Annotated in this window: 31 protein-coding genes; 14 read left to right on the top strand and 17 right to left on the bottom strand. The window is 55.9% G+C overall.

Going from position 1 to position 25907, the window contains the following annotated elements; genetic code table 11:
- Positions 1–16: 16 nt before the first annotated feature.
- The 7 genes from ACOTXR_RS03335 to ACOTXR_RS03305 form a co-directional block, all read right to left on the bottom strand.
- Positions 17–556 (bottom strand): cysteine hydrolase family protein, encoded by a 540-nt coding sequence (locus ACOTXR_RS03335; protein ID WP_058689994.1) that lies wholly within the window; start codon positions 554–556, stop codon positions 17–19.
- A gap of 337 nt (positions 557–893) precedes the next feature.
- Complete coding sequence (locus tag ACOTXR_RS03330) at positions 894–1493, bottom strand: NAD(P)H-dependent oxidoreductase (RefSeq protein ID WP_058689995.1); 600 nt, start codon at positions 1491–1493, stop codon at positions 894–896.
- 73 nt (positions 1494–1566) lie between these two features.
- Positions 1567–2160 carry a TetR/AcrR family transcriptional regulator gene (locus ACOTXR_RS03325; RefSeq protein WP_032636662.1) on the bottom strand — a complete coding sequence of 198 codons (594 nt, stop codon included), beginning with the start codon at positions 2158–2160 and terminating at the stop codon, positions 1567–1569.
- A gap of 34 nt (positions 2161–2194) precedes the next feature.
- The gene (locus ACOTXR_RS03320; protein WP_421766981.1) at positions 2195–5284 is read right to left on the bottom strand and encodes an efflux RND transporter permease subunit; all 3090 of its coding nucleotides are present in this window, start codon (positions 5282–5284) and stop codon (positions 2195–2197) included.
- Positions 5281–6390 (bottom strand): efflux RND transporter periplasmic adaptor subunit, encoded by a 1110-nt coding sequence (locus ACOTXR_RS03315; protein WP_023337250.1) that lies wholly within the window; start codon positions 6388–6390, stop codon positions 5281–5283. The genes ACOTXR_RS03320 and ACOTXR_RS03315 overlap by 4 nt, the downstream gene beginning before the upstream one ends.
- 75 nt (positions 6391–6465) lie before the next feature.
- The gene (locus tag ACOTXR_RS03310; protein ID WP_014883733.1) at positions 6466–7080 is read right to left on the bottom strand and encodes a TetR/AcrR family transcriptional regulator; all 615 of its coding nucleotides are present in this window, start codon (positions 7078–7080) and stop codon (positions 6466–6468) included.
- A gap of 194 nt (positions 7081–7274) precedes the next feature.
- Complete coding sequence (locus tag ACOTXR_RS03305; protein ID WP_045135147.1) at positions 7275–8069, bottom strand: SDR family NAD(P)-dependent oxidoreductase; 795 nt, start codon at positions 8067–8069, stop codon at positions 7275–7277.
- A 96-nt stretch (positions 8070–8165) separates the two neighbouring features.
- Between ACOTXR_RS03305 and ACOTXR_RS03300 the strand changes: the two genes are divergently transcribed.
- Positions 8166–8534: a MerR family transcriptional regulator gene (locus ACOTXR_RS03300; protein WP_045135148.1), complete on the top strand. Its 369-nt coding sequence runs from the start codon at positions 8166–8168 to the stop codon at positions 8532–8534.
- 22 nt (positions 8535–8556) lie between these two features.
- On the opposite strand, the gene ACOTXR_RS03295 is transcribed toward ACOTXR_RS03300, so the two are convergent.
- Entirely contained in the window at positions 8557–9468 is a 912-nt protein-coding gene (locus ACOTXR_RS03295; protein ID WP_058689997.1) for a LysR family transcriptional regulator, read from the bottom strand.
- 99 nt (positions 9469–9567) lie between these two features.
- Here ACOTXR_RS03295 and ACOTXR_RS03290 point away from each other — a divergent pair, with 99 nt between their 5' ends.
- Together ACOTXR_RS03290 and ACOTXR_RS03285 are read left to right on the top strand one after the other, a co-directional pair.
- Complete coding sequence (locus ACOTXR_RS03290) at positions 9568–10671, top strand: alkene reductase (protein WP_014883737.1); 1104 nt, start codon at positions 9568–9570, stop codon at positions 10669–10671.
- A 20-nt stretch (positions 10672–10691) separates the two neighbouring features.
- Positions 10692–11231 (top strand): ester cyclase, encoded by a 540-nt coding sequence (locus tag ACOTXR_RS03285; protein WP_200923914.1) that lies wholly within the window; start codon positions 10692–10694, stop codon positions 11229–11231.
- 40 nt (positions 11232–11271) lie between these two features.
- On the opposite strand, the gene ACOTXR_RS03280 is transcribed toward ACOTXR_RS03285, so the two are convergent.
- The gene (locus tag ACOTXR_RS03280; protein ID WP_014883739.1) at positions 11272–11739 is read right to left on the bottom strand and encodes a DUF1348 family protein; all 468 of its coding nucleotides are present in this window, start codon (positions 11737–11739) and stop codon (positions 11272–11274) included.
- A 104-nt stretch (positions 11740–11843) separates the two neighbouring features.
- Here ACOTXR_RS03280 and ACOTXR_RS03275 point away from each other — a divergent pair, with 104 nt between their 5' ends.
- Complete coding sequence (locus ACOTXR_RS03275) at positions 11844–12428, top strand: TetR/AcrR family transcriptional regulator (protein WP_014883740.1); 585 nt, start codon at positions 11844–11846, stop codon at positions 12426–12428.
- A gap of 102 nt (positions 12429–12530) precedes the next feature.
- Here ACOTXR_RS03275 and ACOTXR_RS03270 read toward each other — a convergent pair whose 3' ends face one another.
- Together ACOTXR_RS03270 and ACOTXR_RS03265 are read right to left on the bottom strand one after the other, a co-directional pair.
- Positions 12531–13301 carry a hypothetical protein gene (locus tag ACOTXR_RS03270; RefSeq protein ID WP_014883741.1) on the bottom strand — a complete coding sequence of 257 codons (771 nt, stop codon included), beginning with the start codon at positions 13299–13301 and terminating at the stop codon, positions 12531–12533.
- A gap of 1 nt (position 13302) precedes the next feature.
- A complete protein-coding gene (locus ACOTXR_RS03265; protein ID WP_200923526.1) occupies positions 13303–13500 on the bottom strand; it encodes a hypothetical protein in 198 nt (65 codons plus the stop codon).
- 259 nt (positions 13501–13759) lie between these two features.
- Here ACOTXR_RS03265 and ACOTXR_RS03260 point away from each other — a divergent pair, with 259 nt between their 5' ends.
- Genes ACOTXR_RS03260 through ACOTXR_RS03225 form a run of 8 tightly spaced genes read left to right on the top strand, consistent with a single transcriptional unit; the run spans position 13760 to position 19634 of the window.
- Positions 13760–14194 (top strand): nuclear transport factor 2 family protein, encoded by a 435-nt coding sequence (locus ACOTXR_RS03260; RefSeq protein WP_014883743.1) that lies wholly within the window; start codon positions 13760–13762, stop codon positions 14192–14194.
- The gene (locus tag ACOTXR_RS03255; RefSeq protein ID WP_058689998.1) at positions 14191–14910 is read left to right on the top strand and encodes an SDR family NAD(P)-dependent oxidoreductase; all 720 of its coding nucleotides are present in this window, start codon (positions 14191–14193) and stop codon (positions 14908–14910) included. The genes ACOTXR_RS03260 and ACOTXR_RS03255 overlap by 4 nt, the downstream gene beginning before the upstream one ends.
- Positions 14907–16166 (top strand): NAD(P)/FAD-dependent oxidoreductase, encoded by a 1260-nt coding sequence (locus ACOTXR_RS03250; RefSeq protein WP_058689999.1) that lies wholly within the window; start codon positions 14907–14909, stop codon positions 16164–16166. Before ACOTXR_RS03255 ends, ACOTXR_RS03250 begins: the two co-directional genes overlap by 4 nt.
- A 1-nt stretch (position 16167) precedes the next feature.
- Positions 16168–16890 carry a DUF1365 domain-containing protein gene (locus ACOTXR_RS03245; RefSeq protein ID WP_058690000.1) on the top strand — a complete coding sequence of 241 codons (723 nt, stop codon included), beginning with the start codon at positions 16168–16170 and terminating at the stop codon, positions 16888–16890.
- Positions 16887–18107, top strand: a complete 1221-nt coding sequence (locus ACOTXR_RS03240; RefSeq protein WP_058690001.1) for an SAM-dependent methyltransferase — start codon at positions 16887–16889, stop codon at positions 18105–18107. Before ACOTXR_RS03245 ends, ACOTXR_RS03240 begins: the two co-directional genes overlap by 4 nt.
- Positions 18104–18589 carry a DUF2878 domain-containing protein gene (locus ACOTXR_RS03235; RefSeq protein WP_014883748.1) on the top strand — a complete coding sequence of 162 codons (486 nt, stop codon included), beginning with the start codon at positions 18104–18106 and terminating at the stop codon, positions 18587–18589. Before ACOTXR_RS03240 ends, ACOTXR_RS03235 begins: the two co-directional genes overlap by 4 nt.
- Positions 18586–19110: a hypothetical protein gene (locus tag ACOTXR_RS03230; protein WP_058690002.1), complete on the top strand. Its 525-nt coding sequence runs from the start codon at positions 18586–18588 to the stop codon at positions 19108–19110. The genes ACOTXR_RS03235 and ACOTXR_RS03230 overlap by 4 nt, the downstream gene beginning before the upstream one ends.
- Complete coding sequence (locus ACOTXR_RS03225; RefSeq protein ID WP_014883750.1) at positions 19107–19634, top strand: DUF3833 domain-containing protein; 528 nt, start codon at positions 19107–19109, stop codon at positions 19632–19634. Before ACOTXR_RS03230 ends, ACOTXR_RS03225 begins: the two co-directional genes overlap by 4 nt.
- Before the next feature lie 2 nt (positions 19635–19636).
- Here the strand turns inward: ACOTXR_RS03225 and ACOTXR_RS03220 are convergent, their stop codons facing one another.
- Together ACOTXR_RS03220 and ACOTXR_RS03215 are read right to left on the bottom strand one after the other, a co-directional pair.
- Positions 19637–20095 (bottom strand): DMT family transporter, encoded by a 459-nt coding sequence (locus ACOTXR_RS03220; RefSeq protein WP_023330358.1) that lies wholly within the window; start codon positions 20093–20095, stop codon positions 19637–19639.
- Positions 20096–20098: 3 nt separating this feature from the next.
- Positions 20099–20533: a DMT family transporter gene (locus ACOTXR_RS03215; protein ID WP_014883752.1), complete on the bottom strand. Its 435-nt coding sequence runs from the start codon at positions 20531–20533 to the stop codon at positions 20099–20101.
- Positions 20534–20628: 95 nt separating this feature from the next.
- Between ACOTXR_RS03215 and ACOTXR_RS03210 the strand changes: the two genes are divergently transcribed.
- Positions 20629–21561, top strand: a complete 933-nt coding sequence (locus ACOTXR_RS03210) for a LysR family transcriptional regulator (RefSeq protein ID WP_023330359.1) — start codon at positions 20629–20631, stop codon at positions 21559–21561.
- Positions 21562–21565: 4 nt separating this feature from the next.
- Here the strand turns inward: ACOTXR_RS03210 and ACOTXR_RS03205 are convergent, their stop codons facing one another.
- The gene (locus tag ACOTXR_RS03205; RefSeq protein ID WP_058690003.1) at positions 21566–22594 is read right to left on the bottom strand and encodes a methionine synthase; all 1029 of its coding nucleotides are present in this window, start codon (positions 22592–22594) and stop codon (positions 21566–21568) included.
- Between the two features lie 23 nt (positions 22595–22617).
- Positions 22618–23592, bottom strand: a complete 975-nt coding sequence (locus ACOTXR_RS03200; RefSeq protein ID WP_058690004.1) for a DUF1852 domain-containing protein — start codon at positions 23590–23592, stop codon at positions 22618–22620.
- A 299-nt stretch (positions 23593–23891) separates the two neighbouring features.
- On the opposite strand from ACOTXR_RS03200, the gene ACOTXR_RS03195 reads away from it, so the two are divergent.
- Entirely contained in the window at positions 23892–24431 is a 540-nt protein-coding gene (locus ACOTXR_RS03195) for a DUF2058 domain-containing protein (protein ID WP_023338302.1), read from the top strand.
- Between the two features lie 7 nt (positions 24432–24438).
- On the opposite strand, the gene ACOTXR_RS03190 is transcribed toward ACOTXR_RS03195, so the two are convergent.
- Both ACOTXR_RS03190 and azoR read right to left on the bottom strand, forming a co-directional pair.
- Entirely contained in the window at positions 24439–25125 is a 687-nt protein-coding gene (locus ACOTXR_RS03190; protein WP_058690005.1) for an RluA family pseudouridine synthase, read from the bottom strand.
- Positions 25126–25214: 89 nt separating this feature from the next.
- Positions 25215–25820, bottom strand: a complete 606-nt coding sequence (gene azoR, locus ACOTXR_RS03185; RefSeq protein WP_008502313.1) for an FMN-dependent NADH-azoreductase — start codon at positions 25818–25820, stop codon at positions 25215–25217.
- Between the last annotated feature and the right edge of the window lie 87 nt (positions 25821–25907).

Raw genomic sequence — 25907 nt, 5'->3', positions numbered from 1 at the left:
AGACGCTCCCGCCAACTCAACTGACCGTATTAAAATGCCAGTCGCCGGCAGTCGACAGCATCACGAACGGGCCGGCCAGCGTGCTGTTGTGATGCGCAATGATGTCAGTGGCGGATAAATGTGCGTTATCCATTGTGGTATGCGCATCTGAAATCAATATCGTCCTGAAGCCCAGCTCCGGCGCGGCCCGGCAGGTGGTGTCGACACAAAATTCGGTTTTCATCCCGGCAATGACCAGCTGTTTGATGCCTCTCTGATTAAGTTCACGCAGCAATTCGGTAACCCGAAAACAGCTGGGATGGCGCTTGGTGAAAACAACATCCTGCTCCTTCACGTCCAGCTCGGGTATCAGCTGCGTCAACGGCCCCTGCGCTGAAAAGGGCGAGTCGTCTGGTCCAACATGGCGGGCAAAAAAGACGGGTACCTGAGCGTGGCGCGCGTTGGCTATTAACAAACGGATATTTGCCAGAACGGCATCGGCGGAACAGGGTGAGACCGGGCCCCGGAAGAGGCCCTGCTGCATGTCGATAATTAAGAGAGCATTGTCAGAAATCATTTTCTTTCTCCATTCAGAGGGCGGTGAACGGAGAGGTATTTCCCCGTCCAGTTAGGCGGGGATTGAGGTTCTGTTTGTCAGTCGTTTGCTACAGATACGCTCATGCCGCCGAAGGTGCCGGTGGTGGTGAGGGTAGTTGTTGGCTGAACTGACTGATACATGGAATGACCTTTGTTTATTCATTACGCTATATGCGGAATTATCACGTTAGTTATAGCGTTGCTTAACGCATTGCTTCAAGACACCAACTTGGGTAGGGGTATGATGCAGCGGCAGGAAGCTGTCAGCAAAGGCTCGTAACCTGCTGTGCACGCCTTTGCTGACTGAATAGCCGGGATTATTTAAGGCCCTCTAGCCCCTTCAGGAACTCCTCCAACTGCTCAGGCATCGCCGTGTCTGCCTGGTAAAGAATATCGAGTTTGACGTTCTTCAAACCGCAGAAGCCGAAAATGCCCTCGACTATTTGAGTCTGAATCGCCGTCGAATAACCATGTTTATCGAAACCGTTAAGATCGCTGCCAGCAGTCGCAATAAGGCGGACGGGAACGTCGCGCAAATTGCCCACAATCCGGCCGTCTTCTGCCACTTTATACGCCCAGTTCAGCGTCAGAACGCGATCAAACCAGCCTTTCAACAGACCGGGAACGGACCACCAGTACACCGGGAAAACGAATACCAGCATATCCGCCCGCTCGACCCGCTGCTGCTCGCGCAGAATAGCGTCAGGAAGGGCGCTCGGATCGCCGTGGTACAAATCAAGATCGGCGCGGGACATGGCCGGGTTAAACCCTTCGGCATGCAGATCGGCCATCTCCACCTGCGTACCCTGTTCACGCAGTTTCCCGGCAATGCGGGCGGCCAGCGAATGGGATAACGAATTGTCGACAGGGTGAGCCGTCACGATCAGTGCATTATTAATGGCATGTGTAGCAGACATAGCGACCTCGAATGGGTGAGAATTGACGTTTATATTACTATTGGTAACTTAGCTGTCAATCCGCACCCAACGATCATTTTGTGCTATTCACGTAGGTCTCCAGCACCCCGGTGATGGCGCCGCTGAGGGTATCTTCCGCAACATTTCGGGCGAGCACGCCGTTACACGCGGCGGTGCTGAGCGCGTCCGCCGCACCAATGATGGCCGTCAGTACCGCTTCTCCCTGAACGCCTTTCAGGACGACAAAAGGGGAAAGCGCGGTACGCAGGCAGTCGGCGCATTCGGCAACGCACGCCTCACGAAACGACTGCAACGCGCGAGAGCCGGACAGCGCCGCGGCGATGGGCCCGGTTTCGGGCCCGGCGGTCATGGCGCAATCAATATAGGCGGCGCTGAAAAAGCGGATCGTCTTGTCCAGCGTTTTGCTGTCTACCGCCAGCGTCTCACGGAATTTCGCCAACTGCCGATCGCTATAATCCTGATACAAGGCCATCAGCAACCCTTCACGATCGCCAAAATGGTCGTAGGGGATAGGCTTGGTCACGTTGGCCCGCTCCGCCAGGTAACCCAACGTCAGTGCCTCCGTGCCTTGCTGGCGGACAATTCCGCGCGCCACTTCCAGCAGCTGTACGCGGCGATCCTCTTTTCTTAAGCGCTTAACAACCATGCTTTCCTCGGAACAGTTATCTACTTAGGGTAGTTTACACGTTTTCTGCCGGGGACTGCACGCGCTGTTCCGCAGGGCGGATCCGGAACCAGATCGCATACATCGCAGGCAGGAACACCAGCGTAATGGCCGTACCGCCTAAGGTTCCGCCAATCAACGTGTAAGCCAGGGTTCCCCAGAATACCGAATGCGTCAGAGGAATAAACGCCAGCACGGCGGCAAGTGCCGTCAGCAGTACGGGCCGGGCTCGCTGAACCGTCGCCTCGACCACCGCGTGGAACGGATCGAGACCGTCCTTCTGGTTATGATCGATTTGCCCAATCAGGATTAGCGTATTGCGCATAAGAATGCCTGAAAGGGCGATCAACCCCACCAGCGCGTTGATGCCAAACGGCTGATTGAAAATCAACAGGGTCGGCACCACGCCAATCAGCCCCAGCGGCGCGGTAAGGAACACCATCACCATCGCCGAGAGCGAACGCACCTGCAGAATGATGATCAGCAGCGTCAGCGCAATCATGATCGGGAACAGCGGAATCATTGCCTGCGTGGCTTTGCCCGATTCCTCAATCGAACCGGCCATCTCAATGCGGTATCCGGCCGGCAATGTATCTACAATCGGCTGGAGCTGTTTCATGATGGCGACCGATACATCCGGTGGCTGAAGATTGTCGGCGATATCACCCCGCACGGTAATGGTCGGAGTGCGGTCGCGGCGGCGCAAAATCGGGTCTTCCATACCGATCTCAATCTTGCCAATTTGAGACAGCGGAACGCGCTGCCCCGCATTGCCGACGAGGGTAAAACCCTCAATTTTTGCCGGGTCGAGACGGATATCCCCCGCGGCGCGCCCCATGACCTCTACCGAGCGAATATCTTCTCGCACGGCGGTAATTGGCACGCCTGAGAGCAAGAACTGAAGCTGCTCAGCCACGGCACTGGACGTTAATCCGGTGGCCTGCAGACGGTTTTGATCGAGGGTGAAATGCAATACCGGAACGCGTGATCCCCAGTCGGTATTGACGGTACGCATCATTGGGCTTGCCTGTAGCACGCCTTTCACCTTGTCTGCAATATCGCGTAAAGTACCGACATCCGGCCCCGAAACGCGCCAGGCAACCGGGAAGGGCGAGTACGGGCCAAAGACCAACTGCGTCACCCGCACGCGGGCCTCAGGCGCCAGGCCGCTGGCGACAGCCTCCCTGAGCCTGAACTTGAGCGCTTCGCGTGACGTCTCGCTGTCCGTCAGGATCACGATTTTTGCAAAAGACGGGTCAGGTAATTCGGGGGCCATCGCCAGGTAAAAGCGGGGCGATCCCTGGCCAATATAGGCCGTCACGATGTTGGCCTCAGGCTGCTGGCTCAACCATGCTTCTATTTTTGCGGTTGCGGCACGGGTCTGTTCGATTGAGGTGCCATAGGGCATCTGCACTTCAACCAGCACTTCCGGGCGATCGGATGTCGGGAAAAATTGTTTTTTTACCAGTCCCATGCCGAATATGGCGAGGATGAAAATAGCGACCACGGCACCGGCCACCCGCCATTTTCCGGCGATAACGCGGCTCAGCATCCGGCGAAAACGGTTATAACGCGGCGTGTCATAGATGGCGGCATGGCCTCCTTCCACTTTGGGAATGGCCGGGAGGATCTTCACCCCAAGATAGGGGGTAAACACCACGGCGACAAACCACGATGCAATCAGGGCGAGGCCGACAATCCAGAACATATTGCTGGTGTATTCCCCGGCGGTTGACTGGGCAAAACCGTTTGGCATAAAGCCAATTGCCGTCACCAGCGTACCCGCCAGCATTGGCGCGGCGGTATGGCTCCAGGCGTAGGCGGAGGCTTTGACCCGGTCGTAACCTTCCTCCATTTTGACCACCATCATTTCGATGGCGATAATGGCATCGTCAACCAGTAAGCCGAGGGCAAGGATCAGGGAGCCCAGCGTGACGCGGTCAAAGTTTATCCCCGCGGCTTCCATCACCACGAAGACCACCGCCAGCGTCAACGGTACCGCCGCTGCAACCACCACCCCCACGCGCCAGCCCATGCTGACAAAACAGACCACCATCACCACCAGCAGGGCGACGAAGAATTTGATCATAAACTCATCCACCGCCGAGCTGATGTTCACTGACTGGTCGGTGACTTTGCTCAGGGTCATGCCCAGCGGCAGACTCGCGTTTATTTTTGCCGTTTCGGCATCCAGCGCTTTACCCAGTGCCAGACCATTCCAGCCCTCACGCATGACGATACCCAGCAGAAGGGCGGGTTCATGCTGGTTACGTATCAGCATCGTAGGGGGATCTTCATAGCCCCGTTCAACCGTCGCCACATCGGAGAGCCTGAGCGTTTTGCCCTGAGCCACAACGGGTGTATCGCGGATCTTCTGCAACTCATCAAACGCGCCGTCGAGGCGGATAAACATCTGGGCGCCCCGGGTCTCAATAGAGCCCGCTGCTTTTAACGCGTTCTGATTGTTAAGGGCGTTGAAAATATCCTGCGGCGAGAGACCCATCGTGGCCAGTCGGTCATGAGAGAAAGCGATGTATATCCGCTCCGCCTGTTCGCCGATAATGTTCACTTTCTTCACGCCGGGTACGTGCAAAAGTTGCTGGCGCATAGCTTCTGCATCACGTACCAGCTGCCGCTGGGGTTCACCTTTCGCTTTCAGGGCAAAAAGGGCAAAGGTGACATGGGCAAATTCGTCATTGATCATCGGGCCGATCGTCCCGGCAGGGAGATTCAGGGATTCGTCTCCCAGCTTTTTCCGCGCCTGATAGAACTCCTCTTGCACTTCTGCGGGGGGCGTTTTGTCTTGCAACGATAAGGTGATAAACGCCATGCCGGGGCGGGTATAAGTTTCCGTCCGGTCATACCATTTGAGCTCCTGCAGGCGTTTTTCCAGCGGTTCGGCGACCTGATCCTGCATCTCCTGCGCGGTTGCGCCGGGCCAGACGGATATCACCGTCATTTGCTTCACCGTAAAAGGGGGATCTTCCGCGCGGCCAAGCCCAAAAAAGGCGTAGATACCGGCAATCGTCACAAGGACGATCAGAAACAGGGTGATGGAGCGCTCGCGCACGGCAAGCGCTGACAGGTTGAAGCGACTTCCGCTCATGGCGTGTTCTCCGCCAGCGCGGCATTGCGTTGTTCTGCAAGCCTGACGATTTCACCCTCGTGCAAAAGGTGTGCGCCCAGCGCCACAATCTTCTCGCCTGGCTTCACGCTGCCCGTGACCTGCGCGGCATCTTCACCCACGCTCAGCACCTTCACCGGCGTCCAGGTAACCTTTGCCGGCCTGGCGGAAATGCGCCAGACACCGGGGCCTTTGCCAGCATCGTAGAGTGAGGCGAGCGGAACCTGCATGACCTGACGTTCCGCTTTTGGGTCCTGAACGTTCAGCGTGACGGTTGCCCCCAGCGGCGCGTTTGCCAGGTCACCATTCAGCACGTAGCGGGCTTCATAGGTGCGGGTTGTGGCATCGGCTGAATCAGACAGCAGGCGCAGCGTTGCGCTGACCGGGTGTTTTTCATTGCCATAAAGTGTGGCCAGTGCAGGGCTGCCAACGGCAGGGCGCAGGGTCTCCGGGAACTGCACGAGCGCTTCACGTTGTCCCGCCCTGGCGAGTCGGATCACCACTTGCCCGGCACTCACCACCTGACCCGGCTCGGCGAGGGTTTCCATCACTACCCCGTCTGAATCCGCCAGCAGTACGGCATAGCCCGTTGCGTTTTGCGCCACGTTAGCCTGCGCCCGGGCTGCGCTGAGTTCCGCTCTGGCGGAATCGGCGGCGGCTTTGATCTGATCATACTCCGAGGCGGACACGGCGCCGGACGCCACAAGACCGCGATAACGTGCCTCATCGCTGGACGCTTTTCTCGCACGCGCCTGGGCAGCATCCACCGTGCGCTGCTGTGCCTGGGCCTGTAATTTCAGGTCAGCCGGATCGAGGCGCAGTAACGGCTGACCCAGTCTGACGGTTTGCCCGGTATCGACGAGTCGCTCAAGGATTTTCCCCTGAACCCTGAAACCCAAATCACTTTGCGTTCTCGCCACCACCACGCCGGTAAAGGCGTGAGCAGTATTGTTCGCAAGCTCGATGGCGGCGGATCTGACAAGAGGTGGCTTTGTGCGCGGATCGTCACTCGCAGAATTATCGCCGCACGCCACGAGGACAAACGGCAGAAGGCTAACGGCAAGGCGGGCTGTATTGAGCCTGAGCATGGGAAACCCTTATAGAAGTAACAGGACAGTTTCCGCATTCTCAGTCTAGTGACCAATAAAGTCAATGGTCACCAATCAGGGGGCCAGGCTTCTTAATACCAGCGAAGAGAGAAGCACCGCCGCAGTGGGGGCCGTTTCGAGGTTGTATTGCAGCTGTATGGGATTGATATAAGGGCACATCACCATGTGGATAGCCTGCGTGACCTCATCCAGCGGCGTTTTTCTTTCGAATTCACCCGCCTGCCTGCCTTCAATAATGATGCTCTCAATCAGCTTCATCAGGCCGTCTGTATACCTTTCAGTAGACGGCCATTTGTCCCGAGCGGCGACGGCGGCAATGTCGTAAAGCTTCCGATCGTGGAAAAACAGCTCGCTTCCGGCCTCGGTAAGCGCTTTGAAAAGACGGCGTAATTTTTCGCTGGCTGACGGCGCATCCTCGATGGCAGAAAGCACCGCCGCCATGATCAGCTCCAGGCGGTTAGCGCAGATCACTTCGCCAATAGCCTGTTTGGAATCGAAAAACTTATAAATGTAGGACTTAGAGAAACCGATGGATTTCGCGAGTTCGGCGACGGTGGTTTTTTCATAGCCGTAATGCCCGAAGTGCTCAAAAGCCGCTTCGACGATTTGCTCTCTGACAGAATGGTCAAGTGGACCACGTATTGATGGGGCGTTCATATTTTTAGTCATTATTTAAGCTTAGCGTGACAGGCCAGGATTGACAACGAGTGACCATTTCGTAATTTGGTTACTGTTGATTCCTCATGAGTTCAAACGGGAAGACCCACCCGGTGGGGTAAGTGTATCACTGTTTTTCGCGCATTAAGGCATCTATCTGTCAGCGTTTCAGGGCAATCCTTTGCACTGAAACGACACGGTTTTGCTTAAGTCGATCGTGGACGCAATACTTTTTCAGCGATGAGTAACAGACGCTTACGCGTGACAAACCGGTATAACTGCCCCAGAAGCCAGTTACTGCATCCGGTGATCAGGTAGTTACGGTTGGTATCGACCGCCTTCAACGCCAGCGTAACCACCTTATCCGCTGGCATCCTTTTACCCACCGAGGCTTCTTCCGCATTCACCACATCAAAAAAAGCCGTATCCGTTGCCCCCGGGCAAAGCGCCAACACGCGAATGCCCTTTGCACGGTACTCTCCCCAAAGCGCATTTGAAAAGGAGAGCAGGAAGGCTTTGGTCGCGCCATAAATGGCCATATAGGGATCCGGTTGCATCGCGGCCGTTGAGGCCACATTAATTACCACTCCTGCGCCTTTGCGGAGCATTTCCGGTAGCAAAGCGTGAGTCAGTGCCACGGGGGCCACGCAGTTCACATATATCTCATCACGTTGCCTGTCGATCGACAGCGCTTCGAAGGGGCCATAGGTGGCGAACCCGGCGCAATTAATCAGAATGTCGGGGAAGCGCCTCAGGAGGCCCAGCCGTTCCGCGATGCGGGGAACGGCATCTGATTCCACTAAGTCCTGCACGATAATAGTGATTGATACGCCATGCTTTTTGGCCAGCTCTGCGGCAAGCGCCTGTAGCTTTGGCTCCGAGCGGGCAACCAGGATCAACGACACGCCGCGGGCAGCGAGTTGCCTGGCGAAATCACGACCTATTCCCGACGATGCCCCGGTAATCAACGCTATTTTTCCTGAATAATCAAAAATATTCATACCTCAAATCCCGTTTCCCTGATATGTGTATCACAGGATAAACCGTGCACTTAAGTACACGGTCAAGCGTGATTTTGAAAAGGGGAGGACGACGCGATGCGCATTGGCGAACTGTGTGTGAAAACGGGCTTATCGAAGGAGACGGTCCGTTACTACGAAAGGCAAGGGTTGCTGGAGAAAATCCCGCAACCGAATCGCAGCAACAACTACAAAGTCTACTCCGCCGTCGATTTACAGCGTTTGAAAATGATCAAGCATGCCAAAATGCTGGGCTTTACCCTGGCCGAAATTTCGGATGTTTTAGCTGTCTGGGTCGACGATAAATTTACCGCTGAGCAAAAACAAAGCGCGCTGCGCCGCAAGTTGCAACAGCTGGAAGAGAAGGAAGCCGCATTAACTGAACTCAGATCCAGGCTGGTCAACGCCCTGGATAAGGTGGGTCAGCCTTGTGTCGATGAATTTTAAGCGGGTCTAATCAACATTCACGCTACCGTTTTTTTAGCCAGTCGAGAAAAAACTGGCTAAAGGCCGTGACCTGAAGCGGCTGCAGTTTACGCTGCGGGTAAACAAACTGTAGCCCGACATCTTTGCGGTCGTATCGGCTAAAACCGGTAAAACTGTCAGCAAACAGGACGGTGAGTCTTCCGGCCTCAACATCGTCCTTCACATCCCACCAGGATTTCCCCGCAATGCCAGCGCCGCTGAGCGCCCACTGACGAAGCAATGCCCCGTCGTCGCACACCATGGCTGGCTCTACGCGAACGACACTTTCCTCGCCATCTTTTTCAAAGCGCCATTCGTTCATCACCACGCCCTGAGACTCAAGTGCCAGGCACCGGTGATGGGCTAACTCCGCAAATGTGGCGGGGACGCCGCGGTTGCTAAGATACGCCGCAGAGGCCACCAGCACCCGATGATTTGGGCGGAAGTTTCTGACGACCAGGCTGCTGTCCGGCAGGTTACCGAAACGCACGCTCATATCCAGCCGGTTAGCGACCAGATCTTCAACATGTTCTCTTAACGCGATGAAAAATTTCACGTCAGGATGGCGTCGGGAAAATTCCACCACGGCGGGGCTAAGATACTGTCTGCCAAAATCCGAGGGGGCAGAAAGGCGAATATTGCCACTGAGGACGCCCTCTTTTTGCGTCAGGAGCGACTCGGCATGGCGCATCTCTTCCAGCACGCGCAGCGCGGCATGATAAAACTCTTCTCCGGCACGGGTCAGCGTGATGGATCGCGTTGAACGGTGAAACAGGCGAGTCTGGTAACGTTCTTCAATTGCCTTCAGTCTGGCCGTCATGGTCGCAGGAGAGAGCGACAGCCGTCGTCCGGCGGCGGAAAGCCCCCCGGCCTCGGCCACTTCAACCAGCAATGCCATATCTTCAAGCTTGCCCATTATTCATATTTTCCGAAAAGTGCATCAGTTTTCAGTGTAATTATCAAAATGCAATACCGCCTGTAAAGTGATTTCATCCAAACCATAAGGGATGAAAACATGAACCGTTCCTCACTTTTTGACCGTTACCGGTTGGGTCAGCAGGACCTGAAAAATCGTATCGTTATGGCGCCAATGACCCGCGCGCGTTCCCTTCAGCCAGGCAATATTCCCTCGTCGCTGATGGCGGAATACTACCGGCAGCGGGCCTGCGCGGGATTAATCATCACCGAAGCCACCCAGATCTCCCCGCAGGGCCAGGGATACTCCTGGACTCCCGGCATCCATTCGCCGGAGCAGGTTTCAGGATGGCAACTCACGACGGGGGCCGTGCATCAGGCGGGCGGGGTGATTTTTTCTCAGCTCTGGCACGTCGGGCGAATGTCGCACGCCAGTTTTCATCAGGATGGTCTGCCCGTGGCCCCGTCAGCGCTGGCACCGGACGCGAAAGTGTGGGTGGTGAACGAAAAGGGCGAAGGCCAAATGGTTGACTGCCCGCAGCCAAGAACGCTGACGCGCAAAGACATTCACGGCATCATCGCGGACTATCGCCAGGCGGCACTGAATGCCGTCCAGGCCGGCTTTGATGGCGTGGAAGTTCACGGCGGAAACGGCTATTTGATTGACCAGTTCCTGCGTCAAACCTCCAATAAACGCACGGACGAGTATGGCGGCACGCTTGCTAACCGGATCCGCTTTGCCCAGGAGGTCTTGAACGCGATTGCGGAGGCCATTGGGCCCGAGCGTACGGGCATCCGCCTTTCGCCGTTTATTACCCAGCGGGGGATGAATGACCCGCAGGTGATCGATGGCATCCTCGCTCTGGCGGCCTGGTGCGAACAACACGGGATAGCATTCATCCACCTGGCGGAAGCCGACTGGGACGACGCGCCGCAGGTACCCGACACTTTCCGTCAATCCCTGCGCGAGACGTTTAGCGGAACCCTTATCGTCGCGGGCAACTATGATCTTAACAAAGCCGAACAAATACTTACGGCTGGCTATGCCGATTTGATTGCCTTCGGACGGCCATTTATTGCCAACCCGGATTTACCCCACCGGCTGGCGCACAAGTTGCCGCTGGCCCAGGTGCGCGATCCCGCCACGCTGTTTGGTGGCAGTGCGACGGGATATACCGATTATCCCACCTTGCCGTTATCCTGATAAATGATTGAGAGAAAATGATGAACTATTCAACCTCTTTTCGTTCTGTTTTATTGCCGCTTATTATTATCGGTCTGTCGGGCGCCGCTTATTCGGCGCAGGAGGAGTGGGTGAAACCACAGCAGCTGATTGTCGATAAAAGCCTGCCGCAGGCGCAATTAGCCGCGAATGAGGTTGCAGCCAGAAAATATGCAACGTTCTGGAATACGGGGACGCCGTCTCTGGCGCGTGAAGCGCTTGCGGTTAACTTTATTGATAAAACGCCGCCGGAAGGGCGTAAACAGGGACCCGAGGGCGCTATTTTAGCCTCCCGGGCATTTCGTACTGCCGTACCTGATTTACGCTGTAACGTTGAGCAGATGATTATTTCCGGTAATCGTGTGGTCTCCCATTTACATTTTCACGGCACGTTTACCGGAACATTTGGCGAGCTGAAAGGAAAGGGGCAGAAAATAGATTTTATCGCCACGGATATCTATGAAATTAATGACGGTAAAATTGTGGCTAACTGGCATATTGAGGACAACCTGACGCTGATGAAACAGCTGGGCGCACTGTAAATTCATCACTCCGGGGGCGCCCCGGAGTGATGCGAAAATCCTATAACCCCAGATCGCTCAGCGAGGGGTGATCGTCCGGGCGTCTGCCCTGCGGCCAGTGGAACAGTCGCTCAGATTCTTTTATTGGCATATCGTTCACGCAGGCAAAACGACGCTTCATCAACCCGTCCGCTTCAAACTCCCAGTTTTCATTGCCGTAGGAACGGTACCAGTTGCCGGAATCATCATGCCATTCATAAGCATAGCGCACCGCGATCCGGTTATCCGTAAATGCCCAGAGCTCCTTAATCAGGCGGTAACCCAGCTCTTTTTTCCACTTCCGTTCCAGAAACGCCTGCGCTTCTTCACGGTTGGTGGCGAATTCTGCGCGGTTGCGCCATTGGGTATCCAGCGAATAGGCCAGCGCGACTTTTGCCGGGTCGCGACTGTTCCAGCCGTCTTCGGCGAGTCTGACTTTTTCGATGGCGCTTTCACGGGTGAAGGGCGGTAAAGGAGGGCGTGTATTCATGGCGATTACCTCAGTGTGATATTATGTAGACAGATCTGTCTGCTTGCGTTAATCTATGCCTGAAAAATAACGTTGTCAACATCCCTTTTTGAGGCTGCCGAAAAATGAAAACAGAACCCGCAAGCAACGAGACAAAAATCAGCGTCAGGGATAAAATATTACGTACCGCTCACGACCTCTTTTATTCCACGGGCTTCAAGGCAACGGGCGTGGATACGTTGATTAAAGAGGCGAAAGTGACCAAGGTAACTTTCTATCGCCACTTTCCGAGTAAAAGTTTATTGATTCTCGCCTATTTGCACTATCGACATGAAATATGGATGAACTGGTTTGAAGCCTCATTGCGGCGTAATCTCAACGCAGGTCAGACATCGTCAGAGGCATTATCTGCCACGCTTTACGAATGGTTTGTTTCACCCGAGTTTCACGGCTGCGCGTTTATTAACGCCAGTACAGAGGCGAAGTCTGAAGATATTGAAAGTGAAATAAAGGCGATATGCCGTGACCATAAATCAGAAACCAGGAAAATCATTTTGCTGCTGACGGGGATAACTGATGAGCAGATCGTCAATCAAATAATGTTGCTCATTGACGGTGCCATTATTCATGCGCAAATGGGCATGGATACCGATGCAGTAATAAGCCCGTTAAAAGCGGGTATCCGATTGCTGACAACGCGGATGTTGTGAGTGCCGCCCGGCGGCGCTACGCTTGCACGGGCCTACAAACGGCTCAGAATGGTAGGCCGGGTAAGCACAGCGCCACCCGGCAGGAAGGGGCGGGTTTTGGCATCAATGGTCCTTCACATCCCGCTGCGCCAGAGACAGCGCGCTGGCGCTGGCGGGATCGAACAGTGAGAGGCTCTCTATCTGATTGAGTAAAATCACCTTTCGGAATGACATAGCGCTGCGGGGTTCGGAGTCGAGCGTAATGTCATGCTCCGCATACCACTTGCTGTAATTATTCTCGATGCGCAAATTCATTGTCTTCTCGTCTCTGTACCCGCTTAACATCGGTATCAGCACAATATTGGCCGTGTTTTCGTATTCCAGCGTCGCGGTGTGGATCATGCCGATATATATCCGCCGCGACCGAAGCGTCACCTGCGCCAGCTCGCCTTGCTCCATACACTGATAGAGCAGTTGTTCAATACCGCTCGACTGGGCAAGCCGTTTGTAGAGCTTTTTCCGGCTTTCACCGTCCAGCCTGGCGCTGCCTGCCCAGTTGGAGCGATAGAGGCAAAACAGGATGGCAAACGCCAGCATCACTACCACTGGCGCCTGAATGCCTAAAAAACTCCAGTTCATAAAGTCGATTTGCCAGTCGGTATATTTCGGTGAGGCAAAGTGAAAGGCGTTATTGGCGGCAGAAAGGGCGAGAAGCAGGAGCCAAAGCAGTCCCGTGGCAACCACGCCCTGCAGCACGAAAATACAGCCATAAAGCGCAACAAGGAAATAGACGTCCCAGCCGAAAGAGCGCTTGATTTTAAAGCGCGTCGACAGATCGCGACTGGTGTACCAGTACCCGCACACCATCAGCACCATAAATATCGCCGTTCCCATATCAGGCCCTCTTCAGCGCGTTGACGTGCCGCAGAAAATCCTGCCGTACCTCATTGCTTTTGTAGTTCACCGATGCATTCCCGTCCTGGTCGATGATGATGCGGTCACCATCCTCCACGGCTTCGATGATCTCCTGCTGACTCATCACCTGCAGCAAGGATTCAGGGCTTGAGAAAAAAGAAAGAAAGACGCGTTTCATGTCGGGCATCCTGATGAATTTAAAAGGATAAGCCTGGAAGAGGATGGGGGAATTTGCCTTAAGGTTAAACTGAAAAAACAAAGCCGGGTGGCGGCTACGCCTTACCCGGCCTACAAAAGACAGTTTTTGGTCTGACATTAACTTACTGATATATTTCAAATATTAAAAATAGATATGCACAAACTTGGACAAATAACGTTAATTGTGTAAGTTTTAATTATGCGATTACGCCACGTTGTTTACAGCCAGGATGTGACCCATGAGCACTTTGCCCTCTGTCGTGAGTCGGTTTGTTGAGTACTACAGCGCACTGGATAGCCAGCCGCCCTCCGCACTGGTCGGGCTTTATCATTCGGATGCCACGCTAATCGATCCGTTCGGCGAGCACGACGGTATCTTTGCGCTTCAGCGCTATTTCACCCATCTGCTGGCGAATGTCGAAAACTGCCGTTTTACCATTGATCCACCGCTGTGCAGTGAAAACCGCTTTGTTGTGACCTGGGTGATGCACTGGTCGCACCCGCGCATCGCCGGAGGGGACCCGCTCGAACTGCCGGGCTGTTCGGTGGTGGACACGGAAAAGGGGCTTATCACGCGTCAGCGCGACTACTACGATGCGGGAGAGATGATCTACGAACATCTTCCGCTGCTGGGCTGGGCGGTACGCGGCGTGAAGCGGAGGGTGAAATCATGAAAACGGTACTGATCACCGGCGCAAGCTCGGGTATTGGCGCCGGGCTGGCGACCTCCTTCGCTGCGGATGGGTACCACGTGATTGCCTGTGGGCGGGATCCTGCGCGCCTTGAAGCCTTGCATCAGACCTGCCCCAATCTCACAGTTCGCCTGTTCGATATGACAGACAGGGACGCCTGTCGCCAGGCGCTGAGCGGCGTTTACGCCGATCTGGTTATTCTCTGCGCCGGTACCTGCGAGTACCTCGATCGGGGCGTAGTGGACGCGGCGCTGGTGGAGCGGGTTATGAACACCAATTTCCTCGGCCCGGTGAACTGTCTTGCCGCGTTGCAGCCGCAGCTGGTTGCCGGCAACCGCGTGGTGCTGGTGAGTTCGATGGCCCATTGGCTTCCGTTCCCGCGGGCAGAAGCCTACGGCGCGTCTAAAGCCGCGCTGAGCTGGTTTGCGGACAGTCTGCGCCTGGACTGGGAGCCCAAAGGGATTGCCGTCACGGTGATCTCCCCAGGCTTTGTCGATACCCCCCTGACGCGCAAAAACGATTTTGCCATGCCGGGCAGGGTGAGCGTTGACGAGGCGGTCAAGGCGATCCGTTCCGGACTGGCGAAAGGGAAAATGCACATCGCGTTTCCCACCCGGTTCGGCTTCATTTTGCGGCTGCTCTCCAGGCTACCCGCGTTTTTGCAGCGCACACTGCTGCGCAGGATGGTACGTTCATGAAGATTGCGATTATCGGCAGCGGAATTGCCGGGCTGACCTGCGCCTGGCGGCTGGCCGGTCACCATCAGGTGACCCTGTTTGAAGCGGGCGCCACGCCTGGCGGCCATACCGCAACGGTAGATGTCTCGACGCCACAGGGCACCTGGGCGATTGATACCGGCTTTATCGTCTACAACGACCGGACCTATCCGCGCTTTATGGGCCTGCTCAGCGAGCTCGGCATCAGCGGGCAAAAAACGCAGATGAGCTTTTCGGTGCACAACCCCCAGACGGGGCTGGAGTACAACGGACACACCCTGACGTCGCTGTTTGCCCAGCGCCGAAACCTGGTGAATCCGGCATTCTGGCGTCTGCTCGGAGAGATCGTCCGCTTTAATCGGCTGGCAAAACAGGCGCTGGAAGGGGACGAGGATCCGCACGCCACGCTAGAGACGTTTCTGCAACAGCATGGCTTCACGCCGTTTTTTGCGCGCCACTACATTCTGCCGATGGGCGCCGCCATCTGGTCGTCGTCGTTGCAGGAGATGAAGCGTTTCCCTCTGCCGCTCTTCCTGCGCTTTTTTAATCATCATGGTCTGCTGGATATTACCCATCGTCCGCAGTGGTACGTGGTACCGGGCGGCTCGCGGGAGTACATCCGCGCCATGCTGGAAAAGCTGGGCGACCGCCTGACGTTACGCCTGAACGCGCCGGTGCAGCGTGTCAGCCGCCACAAAGACGGGGTCACGCTTCAGCTCGAAAACGCCAGCCATACCTTCGATCAGGTGATTTTTGCCTGCCACTCCGCCGAGGCGCTGGCCATGCTTGAGGCGCCGACGCCAGCAGAGCGCGAGGTGCTGGGGGATATCGGCTGGCAGCGCAACGAGGTAATTTTGCACAGCGATCCGCGCTGGCTGCCGGTACGCAAGCGCGCGTGGGCCAGCTGGAACTACCGCCTGAGCGAGCATGAGCAGGCCAGCGCCTGCGTCACCTACAACATGAACATTCTGCAAGGGCTGCCAGAGGGGAGCCCACTGTTCTGCGTCACCCTGAACCCGGAAACGCCGGTGGATGAACGCTTCGTGTTACAGCGCTTTGTTTATGAACATCCGCTGTTTAACCCGCAAAGCTGGCGGGCGCAGGCGCGTCGCGGTGAGATCAACGGTCACCAGCGAAGCTGGTTCTGCGGGGCTTACTGGTACAACGGTTTTCACGAGGATGGCGTGCGCAGCGCGCTGGACGTGGTCAATGCGATCGCGGCCGGAGAGGGGAACTGAGATGAACAGCTGCCTCTATCACGGCGTATTACGCCACCGCCGCCTCCAGCCGAAAACCCACGAATTTCGCTACAGCGTCTTTATGGCCTGGCTGGATCTGGATGAACTGCCGCTGCTGGCTGACGTCGGCGTACGGCGCAATCGCTTCGCCGCCGCCGCGTTTTATGACAGGGACTATCCGCTGGGTACGCCGCTCAAAGAGAACGTCCTGAACACGCTGGAGGGGCTCACCGGAGAACGTCCCGGCGGACGAGTCATGCTCCTGACGCAGCTGCGCTATTTCGGGTTTCATTTCAATCCGGTCAACTTCTACTACTGCTATGACGAGAAGGGGGCGCTGGGCTGGGTGCTGGCGGAGGTCCGCAACACGCCGTGGAACGAGCGGCATTACTATGCCGTCAACGGTCAGGACGCGCAGCCGACGGAAAAAGCGTTTCACGTTTCCCCCTTCAACCCAATGGACATGATCTACCACTGGCGCTTCAACAACCCGGATAACACGTTGCATATGCACATTGAAAATCATCAGGACGCGAAGGTGTTTGACGCCACGCTGGCGCTACGCCGGGAGCCTCTGACGCGTCCGGCACTGCGTGCGTTACTGCTGCGCATTCCACTGATGACCCTGAAAACCGTTTTCGCTATTTACTGGCAGGCACTGAGGCTGTGGCTCAAGCGCGTGCCGCTGCATAACCATCCCGTCAGCAGGAGTGAACGCTCATGACCAATCCCGTCTTTGCGCTAGAACCCGATATCCCGCGCAACGTCCGCATTGCGCGTTGGCTGCTTTTCCGTCTGTTAAGCGGTATTCATGGCGGCTCGCTCACGCTGCGTGAAGGGGCACAGACATTCCATTTTGGCGAGACATCCTCCGCGCTGCACGCCGACATTCAGATCCTCGCGCCCGGCGTCTACTGGCGCGTCTTAACAGGCGGGAGCCTTGCCGCCGCAGAAGCCTGGATGGATGGCGAATGGGAAACCACGCAACTCACGCCGCTTCTGGAAATCCTGGCCCTTAATGGCGAGGTGCTTGGCCGTCTGGAGAAAGGGTTCCGGCTGCTCGGTAGACCGCTGGAGCGGCTGCGCCACTGGACGCGGCGCAATTCCCGGGCCCAGGCGCGTGAAAATATTGCCGCGCATTACGACCTGGGCAATACCTTTTATTCACATTTTCTGGATAAGGAGCTGCTTTACTCCAGCGCGCTGTTTACTGCGGATGAGCAGGATCTCACGGCGGCGCAGCAGGCCAAAATGGCGCGTCTGTGCGAACAGCTGGCGCTGTGTGAGTCCGATCACCTGCTGGAGATCGGTACCGGCTGGGGGGCGATGGCGGAATACGCGGCACGTCACTACGGCTGTCGGGTAACCACCACCACGCTGTCGCAGGAGCAGTATATCTGGGCAACCGAGCGGATCGCCCGCGCCGGGTTGCAGGACCGCGTTGAGGTTCTGCTTTGTGATTATCGCGACCTCACCGGGCAGTACGACAAGCTGGTCTCGATAGAGATGATTGAAGCCGTCGGGCAACGCTATCTGCCCGTGTTCTTCCGTACCTGTCAGGCGCGGCTGCGCCCGGGTGGCCGGATGGCGATTCAGGCCATTACCATTCAGGACCAGCGCTACCGCGACTACAGCAAAAGCGTCGATTTTATCCAGCGCTACATTTTCCCCGGCGGCTTCCTGCCGAGCATCACAGCGATGAATGAGCTGATGACGCGCCATACCGATTTTGTGGTCCGTAACCTCTTTGACATGGGGCCAGACTATGCCCGCACGCTGGCCCACTGGCGGCAGCGCTTTGTTCATGCCTGGCAGGAGATTGAAAAGCTCGGCTTCGACGAACGGTTCCGTCGTATGTGGCTGTACTACTTTGGCTACTGCGAAGCCGGGTTTAACGCCCGCACCATCAGCGTGGTGCAACTGACCGCCGAACGCGTATGAGACGTTATCTTCAGGTCTTTCTGCTGGCCGTCGGGTTCGATCTTTACTGGGCGCTGGTGGTGATCTTTCGTGAGCAGGGCCTGATTATCTGGCTTGCGCTGGCGGTGCTCGCCTGCCTGTTTTTGCCGCCGGTATACCGCCTTTACGCCATCGGTCTGGCTGCAGCGGGCAGCGTACTGGATGCGCTCTGGGCGTTGACGGGGCTGATTGCCTTCACCGGCGAGTCCCTGATGCCGCTATGGATGGTGGCATTGTGGCTGATGTTCGCCACCGTCTGGACACAGCTAGCGCGCACGACCACGTTACCCGGCTGGCTGCTGACGCTGCTGGCCGCCGTGGGAGGGCCGGTGGCGTACCTGATTGGCGAGCGGCTGGGTGCTATCACCTTTCAGGAGCCGACTTTTATCGTCGTTAGCTGGATGGTGCCGGGCTGGCTGGTATTAATGTTGTTTTTCCACCTGCTGATGGGGAGACAAAAATGAGAGCAGCGGTTTTCCTCCTTGGGCTGACGATGGTGATCCCTGCGGCCCATGCCGCCGACTGGCTGGCCTGGCGTAAGGTGGGTGACGCCACGCTCACCTGGGGCCCGTTTACGGTTTATACCTCCCAGCTGCGCACGCCGGACGGTCGCTACCGCGCGGCGGATCAGGATCAGGCATTGATTATCACCTACGCGCGCGACATTGAACGTGATGAACTGGTGGAGGCCACGCGCGATCAGTGGCAGGCGCAGGGGATTTTGCAGCGGGAGCCGCAAAGCGAAGGCTGGTTACAGATGCTTCGTTCGCTGTGGCCGGATGTCCGGCCGGGCTCACAGCTGGCGTTTGTCCTCGATGATAAGCAGGGACAGTTCTGGTACCGCGCGTCAGCAACGCAGAAAAGCTTTATTCCACTTGGCCCGCGCCAGTCAGAAGCATTCAGCACGCGCTTTCTGGCCATCTGGCTCGATCCCCGCACGCAATATCCTGAACTGCGTCAGCAGTTACTTGGAGGACAAAAATGAAACGTTTCCTGATGATGGTGCTGGCATTGACCATGCTGCTGGCAGGCTGTAGCACAGAGGTGGCCGAGTATCGCCAGCAGCAGCCACGGCTTGATATCTTCGACTACTTCCAGGGGAAAACCGAAGCGTGGGGCATGGTGCAGGATCGCAGCGGTAAACAGATCCGCCGCTTTCACGTGGAGATTGCCGGGGATGTTATCGGCGATACGCTGACGCTCAATGAGCACTTCGTGTATGACGATGGCGAGAAGCAACAGCGGGTATGGCACATCCGCAGGCTGGGGAACGATCGCTACGAGGGAACGGCGGGGGATATCGAAGGGGTCGCTACGGGGCAGGCGGCAGGTAACGCCTTTAACTGGCATTACAGCATGAAGGTCAAAGCCAATGGCAGTAGCTGGCTATTGAAGTTTGACGACTGGATGTACCTGCAGGATGAGACCCATCTGTTTAATAAAACCGAGATGAAGAAATTTGGCGTCACCGTCGCCACGGTGACGCTGTTCTTTACCCGGAAGACATGAGTCTAGTCGCGGGCGCTGTAGATTTTGCTGCTCGAGTAGATGAAATACAGCGCAATCCCCAGGCAGATAACCGCGCCCAGACGGCTCGGCGAAAAGGGAATAGCGGGATTACCCAACCAGCCAAAGTTATCTATCAACATGCTCATGGTGAGCTGGCCGAATATCACCGCCACCGTGGCGACGGCGGTGCCGATGCGCTGTACGGCAAGCACCATAATCACGATATAGGGCACGCCAAACATCGCGCCGAGGAGCTGCCATTTGGGTACGTCCAGCAGCGTGACCGCATGCTTAGGCTCAAAGAAAAATATGAGCAGGGCGGTCACCAGTGCGCCGACGGAAAAGGTCAGAAACGCGCTTTTGAATACCCCCACGCTGCTGCCGAGCTGTCCGTTAATCGCGGCCTGAATGCTCAGCGTAGCGCCGCCGCAAACGGCGAGAAGAATCATAATCAGTGTCATATGTTACCCCTGTGCGACCAGAACCAGTGCCGCAATGATGAACCCCAGTGCAATAATGCGCTTCGCATTTATCTTTCTGTGCGGCGAGCCCAGCAGACCGTAGTGGTCAATGATCAGGCTTTTAAAGACCTGACCGGCCAAAATCCCAATCATGGTCATTGCGATGCCGATGGCGGGTGTCGCAACGGTCAGGATGACCACGTACACCGGGCCGAGCACGCCGCCGAGCAACTGCCAGCCGGGCTGGGCAAAAAACGAGGGGCTGTTACGCGGGCTAAAAAACAGCATCAGTAAAAACGTCAGCGCGGCACCGACCCCAAAAATGCTGAACGTGGCCCATAAGTCGCCCACTTCGCCCCCCAGTGGCCCCAGTAATCCCGCCTCGATGGAGAGACCCATCCCTCCGGCTATCACCAGTAAAATCAACACAAACTGCATAACGCTTCCTCCGTTTTAAGGCGAAGAAGATTACGTCGGTCGTCCAGTGAGAAAAATGCCATAATGCAGGAAACACCTTTGCAGGAAATGCATTAATGTTCGATGCCAGTAATATCAACGTCCGCGCGCTGCTGATCTTTATTGAGGTCTATGAAGCGCAGAATTTCTCCGTTGTCGCGCGGCGGCAGGGGATATCAGCCTCACAGATATCGCGCGTTATTCACCAGCTTGAGGATGCCCTCGGTCAGCAGCTGTTCTACCGCAATACGCGCGCGGTGATCCCCACAGAAAGTGGTCATCTGTTTATCCGCTATGCCCGGGCGATGGTCGAAAACGTCGAAGAGGCGCGGCGTGAGCTGGATGAACGTTCGTCGGAACCATCCGGCACAATTCGCATTAATGGGCCGGTATTTTTTGGGCAGAGGCATGTTGCGCCAGGCCTGGCGGAGCTGACCGAGCGTTATCCGCGGTTAAACATTGAGCTCACGCTGACCGATGACTTTATCGACCCGCACCGGGATGCGGCCGATCTTATCTTTCGCATTGGCATGTTGACGGACTCGACGTTCCACGCCCGCATTTTTGGTCAGCAGCGTTACCACCTTGCCGCGTCGCCCGCGTATCTGCGCAAACACGGTGTGCCGGACGATCCGGCCACGCTGAGCGATCATCAATGTCTGGTCTATCGCGGTTCGTCCGGGCCTAACCGCTGGCTGGTGCGTCGCGAGGGGGAGAACTGGATACACTATCCGGTGGTGGCGCGGATGACATCCAATAATGCGGAGTCGTTGCTCACTGCCGCGCTGGGCGGGATGGGGATCGTCCTGTTTCCGGACTGGCTGATTGGCGACAGGCTCCAGCGGGGAGAGCTTGTCGCACTTCTGCCGGAAATGGCGTGTGCGATCAACACGGAGCCGCTGAACATTGCGGCGATCTATCCACATGCACGTCATCCGCCCCTGAACGTCAGGGCGGTGATTGATTATTACGTCGAACGCTTTGGTACGCCGCCGTACTGGCAAACGTAAAGGATTACGCGCCGAGCTCTTTGCGGATAATCTCTGCGCCTGCGCTGAGGGCTCTCAGCTTACCGTTTGCGACGTGACGGGAAAGGGGGGCCATACCGCAGTTGGTCGAAGGGTAAAGCTTGTCGGCATCGACAAACTGCAGCGCTTTACGCAGGGTATCGGCGACTTCCTCCGGCGTTTCAACGGTGTTCGTTGCCACATCAATCGCGCCAACCATCACTTTTTTACCGCGGATCAGCGCCAGCAGATCCATCGGCACGCGGGAGTTGTGGCACTCCAGAGAGATAATGTCGATGTTCGAGGTCTGCAGCTTAGGGAAAGCCTCTTCGTACTGGCGCCACTCAGAGCCGAGCGTTTTTTTCCAGTCGGTATTGGCTTTGATGCCGTAGCCATAGCAGATATGGACCGCAGTTTCGCACTTCAGCCCTTCAATGGCGCGTTCCAGCGCGGCGATGCCCCAGTCGTTGACCTCGTCAAAAAAGACGTTAAATGCCGGTTCGTCGAACTGGATAATATCCACGCCTGCAGCCTCTAGCTCCCGCGCTTCCTGATTGAGGATTTTGGCGAATTCCCAGGCCAGCTTTTCGCGGCTTTTATAGTGCGCGTCGTAAAGGGTGTCGATCATGGTCATCGGTCCGGGGAGGGCCCATTTGATCGGCTTATCCGTGAGCTGGCGCAGGTACTTTGCATCGTCGACGAATACCGATTTCTGACGTGCCACAGCAGAAACCACGGTCGGCACGCTGGCGTCATAACGGTTACGAATGCGTACCGTCTGGCGGTTTTCAAAATCCACGCCGCTCAGGTGTTCGATAAAGGTGGTGACGAAGTGCTGGCGGGTCTGTTCGCCGTCGCTGACAATGTCGATTCCCGCACGGATCTGCTCATCCAGTGACAAACGCAGCGCATCCTGTTTTCCTGCCAGTAATTCCTGATCCTCTAATTTCCACGGAGACCACAGCGTTTCAGGTTGTGCAAGCCAGGTCGGCTTAGGCAGGCTGCCAGCCGTAGACGTCGGGAGCAATGTTTTCATAATAAAAGACCTATTTTGATGAATTAAAGCGTGTAGTTATCAGACCACTGCTCAATAATGTGTTTATAAGGCTTAATAAAGTATTCTTCGGTGAATCGACCCTGTTCAATCGCCAGACGGCTTCGTTCTTCGCGGTCATAAACAATTTTGGTGAATGAGTGATCCTGCTGGTTCAGATCCGGTCGGAAGCACAGTCCCGCCGACGAGTTGGCGTTATAAATTTCCGGGCGATAGATTTTCTGAAACGTTTCCATCGTGCTGATGGTGGCGATCAGTTCAAGATTGCTGTAATCGTTCAGCAAATCACCGGTATAAAAGAACGCAAAGGGTGCCACGCTGTTTTCTGGCATGAAATAGCGCACCTTCAGGCCCATTTTGGCAAAGTACAGTTCCGTTAATGACTCGCCATCCGGCTGATACTCAATGCCAAGTACAGGATGCTGGTTGCCGGTGCGGCGGTAGGTGTCTTTGCTGGAAACGCTGAGGCAGATCACCGGTCCTTTTCTGAAGTTCTCTTTGTATTCCGGCGAACTCACAAAATGGCGGAATATGTTGCCGTGCAATTCACCAAACTTTTCCGGAACGCTGAAGTGCTGTTGGTTCTTGTTATGTTCCAGCAGCAGAACGCTGAAATCATAATCCCGCACGTAAGACGAAAAGTTATTGCCGACAATTCCCGGGATACGCAGGTTGTTTTTCTTGTCGACGATGGTGGTTTGCAATATCTCAATGGCCGGGAACGGCTTATCCGCACCAATGTTCAGATCGACGGAGATAATTTCAAGCTCAACCGCGTAGCGATCGGCGTTGGGGTTATCCCAGCGCGCCAGTGCGTTGAAGCGGTTATTGATCATCACCAGGGTATTGCGCAGGTTTTCCTGACGCTTTTCTCCGCGCGCCAGGTTGGCAAAGTTGGTGGTGGTACGCGTATTTTCTGACGGGTTGTAATTCTCATCGAAGCAACTGCGCTTAAGGGTATAGGTGAAAGCTTTGCTCATTGTCGTTATGCATCCTAAGTTCATGTTGCTAAGAAGTTACCGATGCATAATTTATGCCTGACCCCGCGGCGCAGGGGAAGTGACTTAATTTCACTGCAACATGAGCGAAGTTCATGAAGCGTGATACTCGCGTGTCGCTGCCTTCTTGCCGGGTGGCGCTGCGCTTACCCGGCCTACGGTTCAGCGTCGTATATGTGCTTTGCCGTCGCCGTTAACCCGCTGTAGAGGATTGGCATTTTTTTATTTCTGTTCAATTCCCGCTATAATCCCCAAAATTTCCAACCGGTTTAGAAACGATCATGACAAAACTCACCTTACAAGAGCAGATGCTGAAAGCGGGCCTCGTTAGCAGCAAGAAAGCGGCGAAAGTGCAGCGTACGGCAAAGAAATCACGCGTTCAGGCTCGTGAGGCGCGCGAAGCAGTGGAAGAGAATAAAAAAGCGCAGATCGAGCGTGACAAGCAGCTCAGCGAACAGCAGAAGCAGGCCGTGCTGGCAAAAGAGTTTAAAGCACAGGTGAAGCAGCTGATTGAGATGAACCGCGTCACCGTGGCGAAAGGCAATATCACCTTTAACTTCACTGACGGTAATCTGATCAAAAAACTCGACGTCGACAAGCAAACCCAGACTCAGCTGATCAACGGCCGTCTGGCGATTGCCCGTCTGGTGATTAACGCCAACGGCGACTGTGAATACGCGATTATCCCGGCAGTCGTGGCCGATAAAATTGCCCAGCGTGATGCCGACTGCATTGTGTTAAACAGCGCGCTCAGTCAGGAAGAGCAGGATGAAGACGATCCCTACGCGGACTTCAAAATCCCTGACGATTTGATGTGGTAAACCGCCGTCAGAACGGGGCGGTGTGACGGGCAGTAACCGGCTCGCCGCTCACCGGATGAATAAAATTCAGCTCGCAGGCATGCAGCATCAGCCGGGGCGTGATTTCCGCCCCTGGCGCGTCAAGACCGCCATACAGATCGCAGCCCAGAATCGGGTGCCCCAGCTGCTGGCAATGAATACGCAGCTGATGGGTTCGCCCGGTTTCCGGGGTAAGCGTCACCCGCGTTAACGGCACTCCCGTTCCCTGATAAAAACGTTCCACCACCCGATAGCGGGAGCGGGCGGGTTTACCGTTAATGGCGCAGATTGACATCAGCGGGAACAGCGCCGGATCTTTGGCAATCGGGGCATCTATCACGCCCTCATCGTTTTCCAGATGTCCGCAAAGCAGGGCGCTGTAAACTTTCTCCACGCTGCGCTGGCTGAACTGCTGGCAGAGCGCCGCAATGATCGCTTTATTACGCGCAATCACCATCAGCCCTGACGTGCCGAAATCGAGACGATGTACCAGCGTGCAGCCCGGGAACGTCTGAACCAGACGATAATGGACAGAATCAAGGTTTTGCGGATTTTTCCCCGAGAGGCTGAGCAGACCGGAAGGCTTATTGATCAGCAGCAGATGTTCATCCTGCCAGAGGATCTCGATGTCGTCATGACACGGTGGGGCAATAAAAGAATCAATAATCGCAGACATCAGGCCGCCCGGCTGGAGAGTGGGAGCGGATGATAACGAAATGTGGAGAAAAGAAAAACCCTCCCACCGGGCGGTGAGAGGGGGAAATCTTAGGCGGCAACCAGGCTGTCGATCGCGGCTTTCGCGTCGGTCTGCGCTTTCGTTGCCACTTCAGGACCGTAAGCGATGCCTTCCGCGAACACGAAGTTCACGTCAGTGATGCCGATGAAGCCCAGGAACAGGCTCAGGTACGGCGCAACCAGGTCGGTTGGGGTGTCTTTATGGATACCGCCGCGGCTGGTCAGTACGATCGCACGCTTGCCTTTCACCAGACCTTCAGGGCCGTTTTCAGTGTAACGGAAGGTTACGCCAGCACGCGCCACCAGGTCGAAGTAGTTCTTCAGCTGAGTAGGGATGTTGAAGTTGTACATTGGGGCGTTAATCACGATAACGTCGTGCGCCTGCAGCTCAGCAATCAGTTCGTCGGACAGGGCCAGGGCTTCCTGCTGACGCGGGCTCAGCGGAGCATCGCTCGGACGCAGCGCGCCAACCAGTTCACCGTCCAGCACAGGAATAGGGTTTGCCGCCAGGTCGCGCACGGTGATTTCGTCAGCGGAATGCTGTTCACGCCACTGTTCAACGAAATAATCAGACAGCTGACCAGACTGAGAGTACCCTGCCAGAATACTGGATTTCAACACTAATACTTTGCTCATGGGTGATTCCTGTTTTTGCATTTGATTGAAGGGGGTTGCCCCGTTGCTTGTTGACACTCTATTCACAATCCTGCCACAGAGATAGCG

It is taken from the genome of Enterobacter cloacae complex sp. IR53030 (genome assembly GCF_049238365.1).
In the GTDB taxonomy this organism is placed as follows: Bacteria; Pseudomonadota; Gammaproteobacteria; order Enterobacterales; family Enterobacteriaceae; genus Enterobacter; species Enterobacter kobei.
This window is presented reverse-complemented; position numbering and strand designations above follow the sequence as displayed.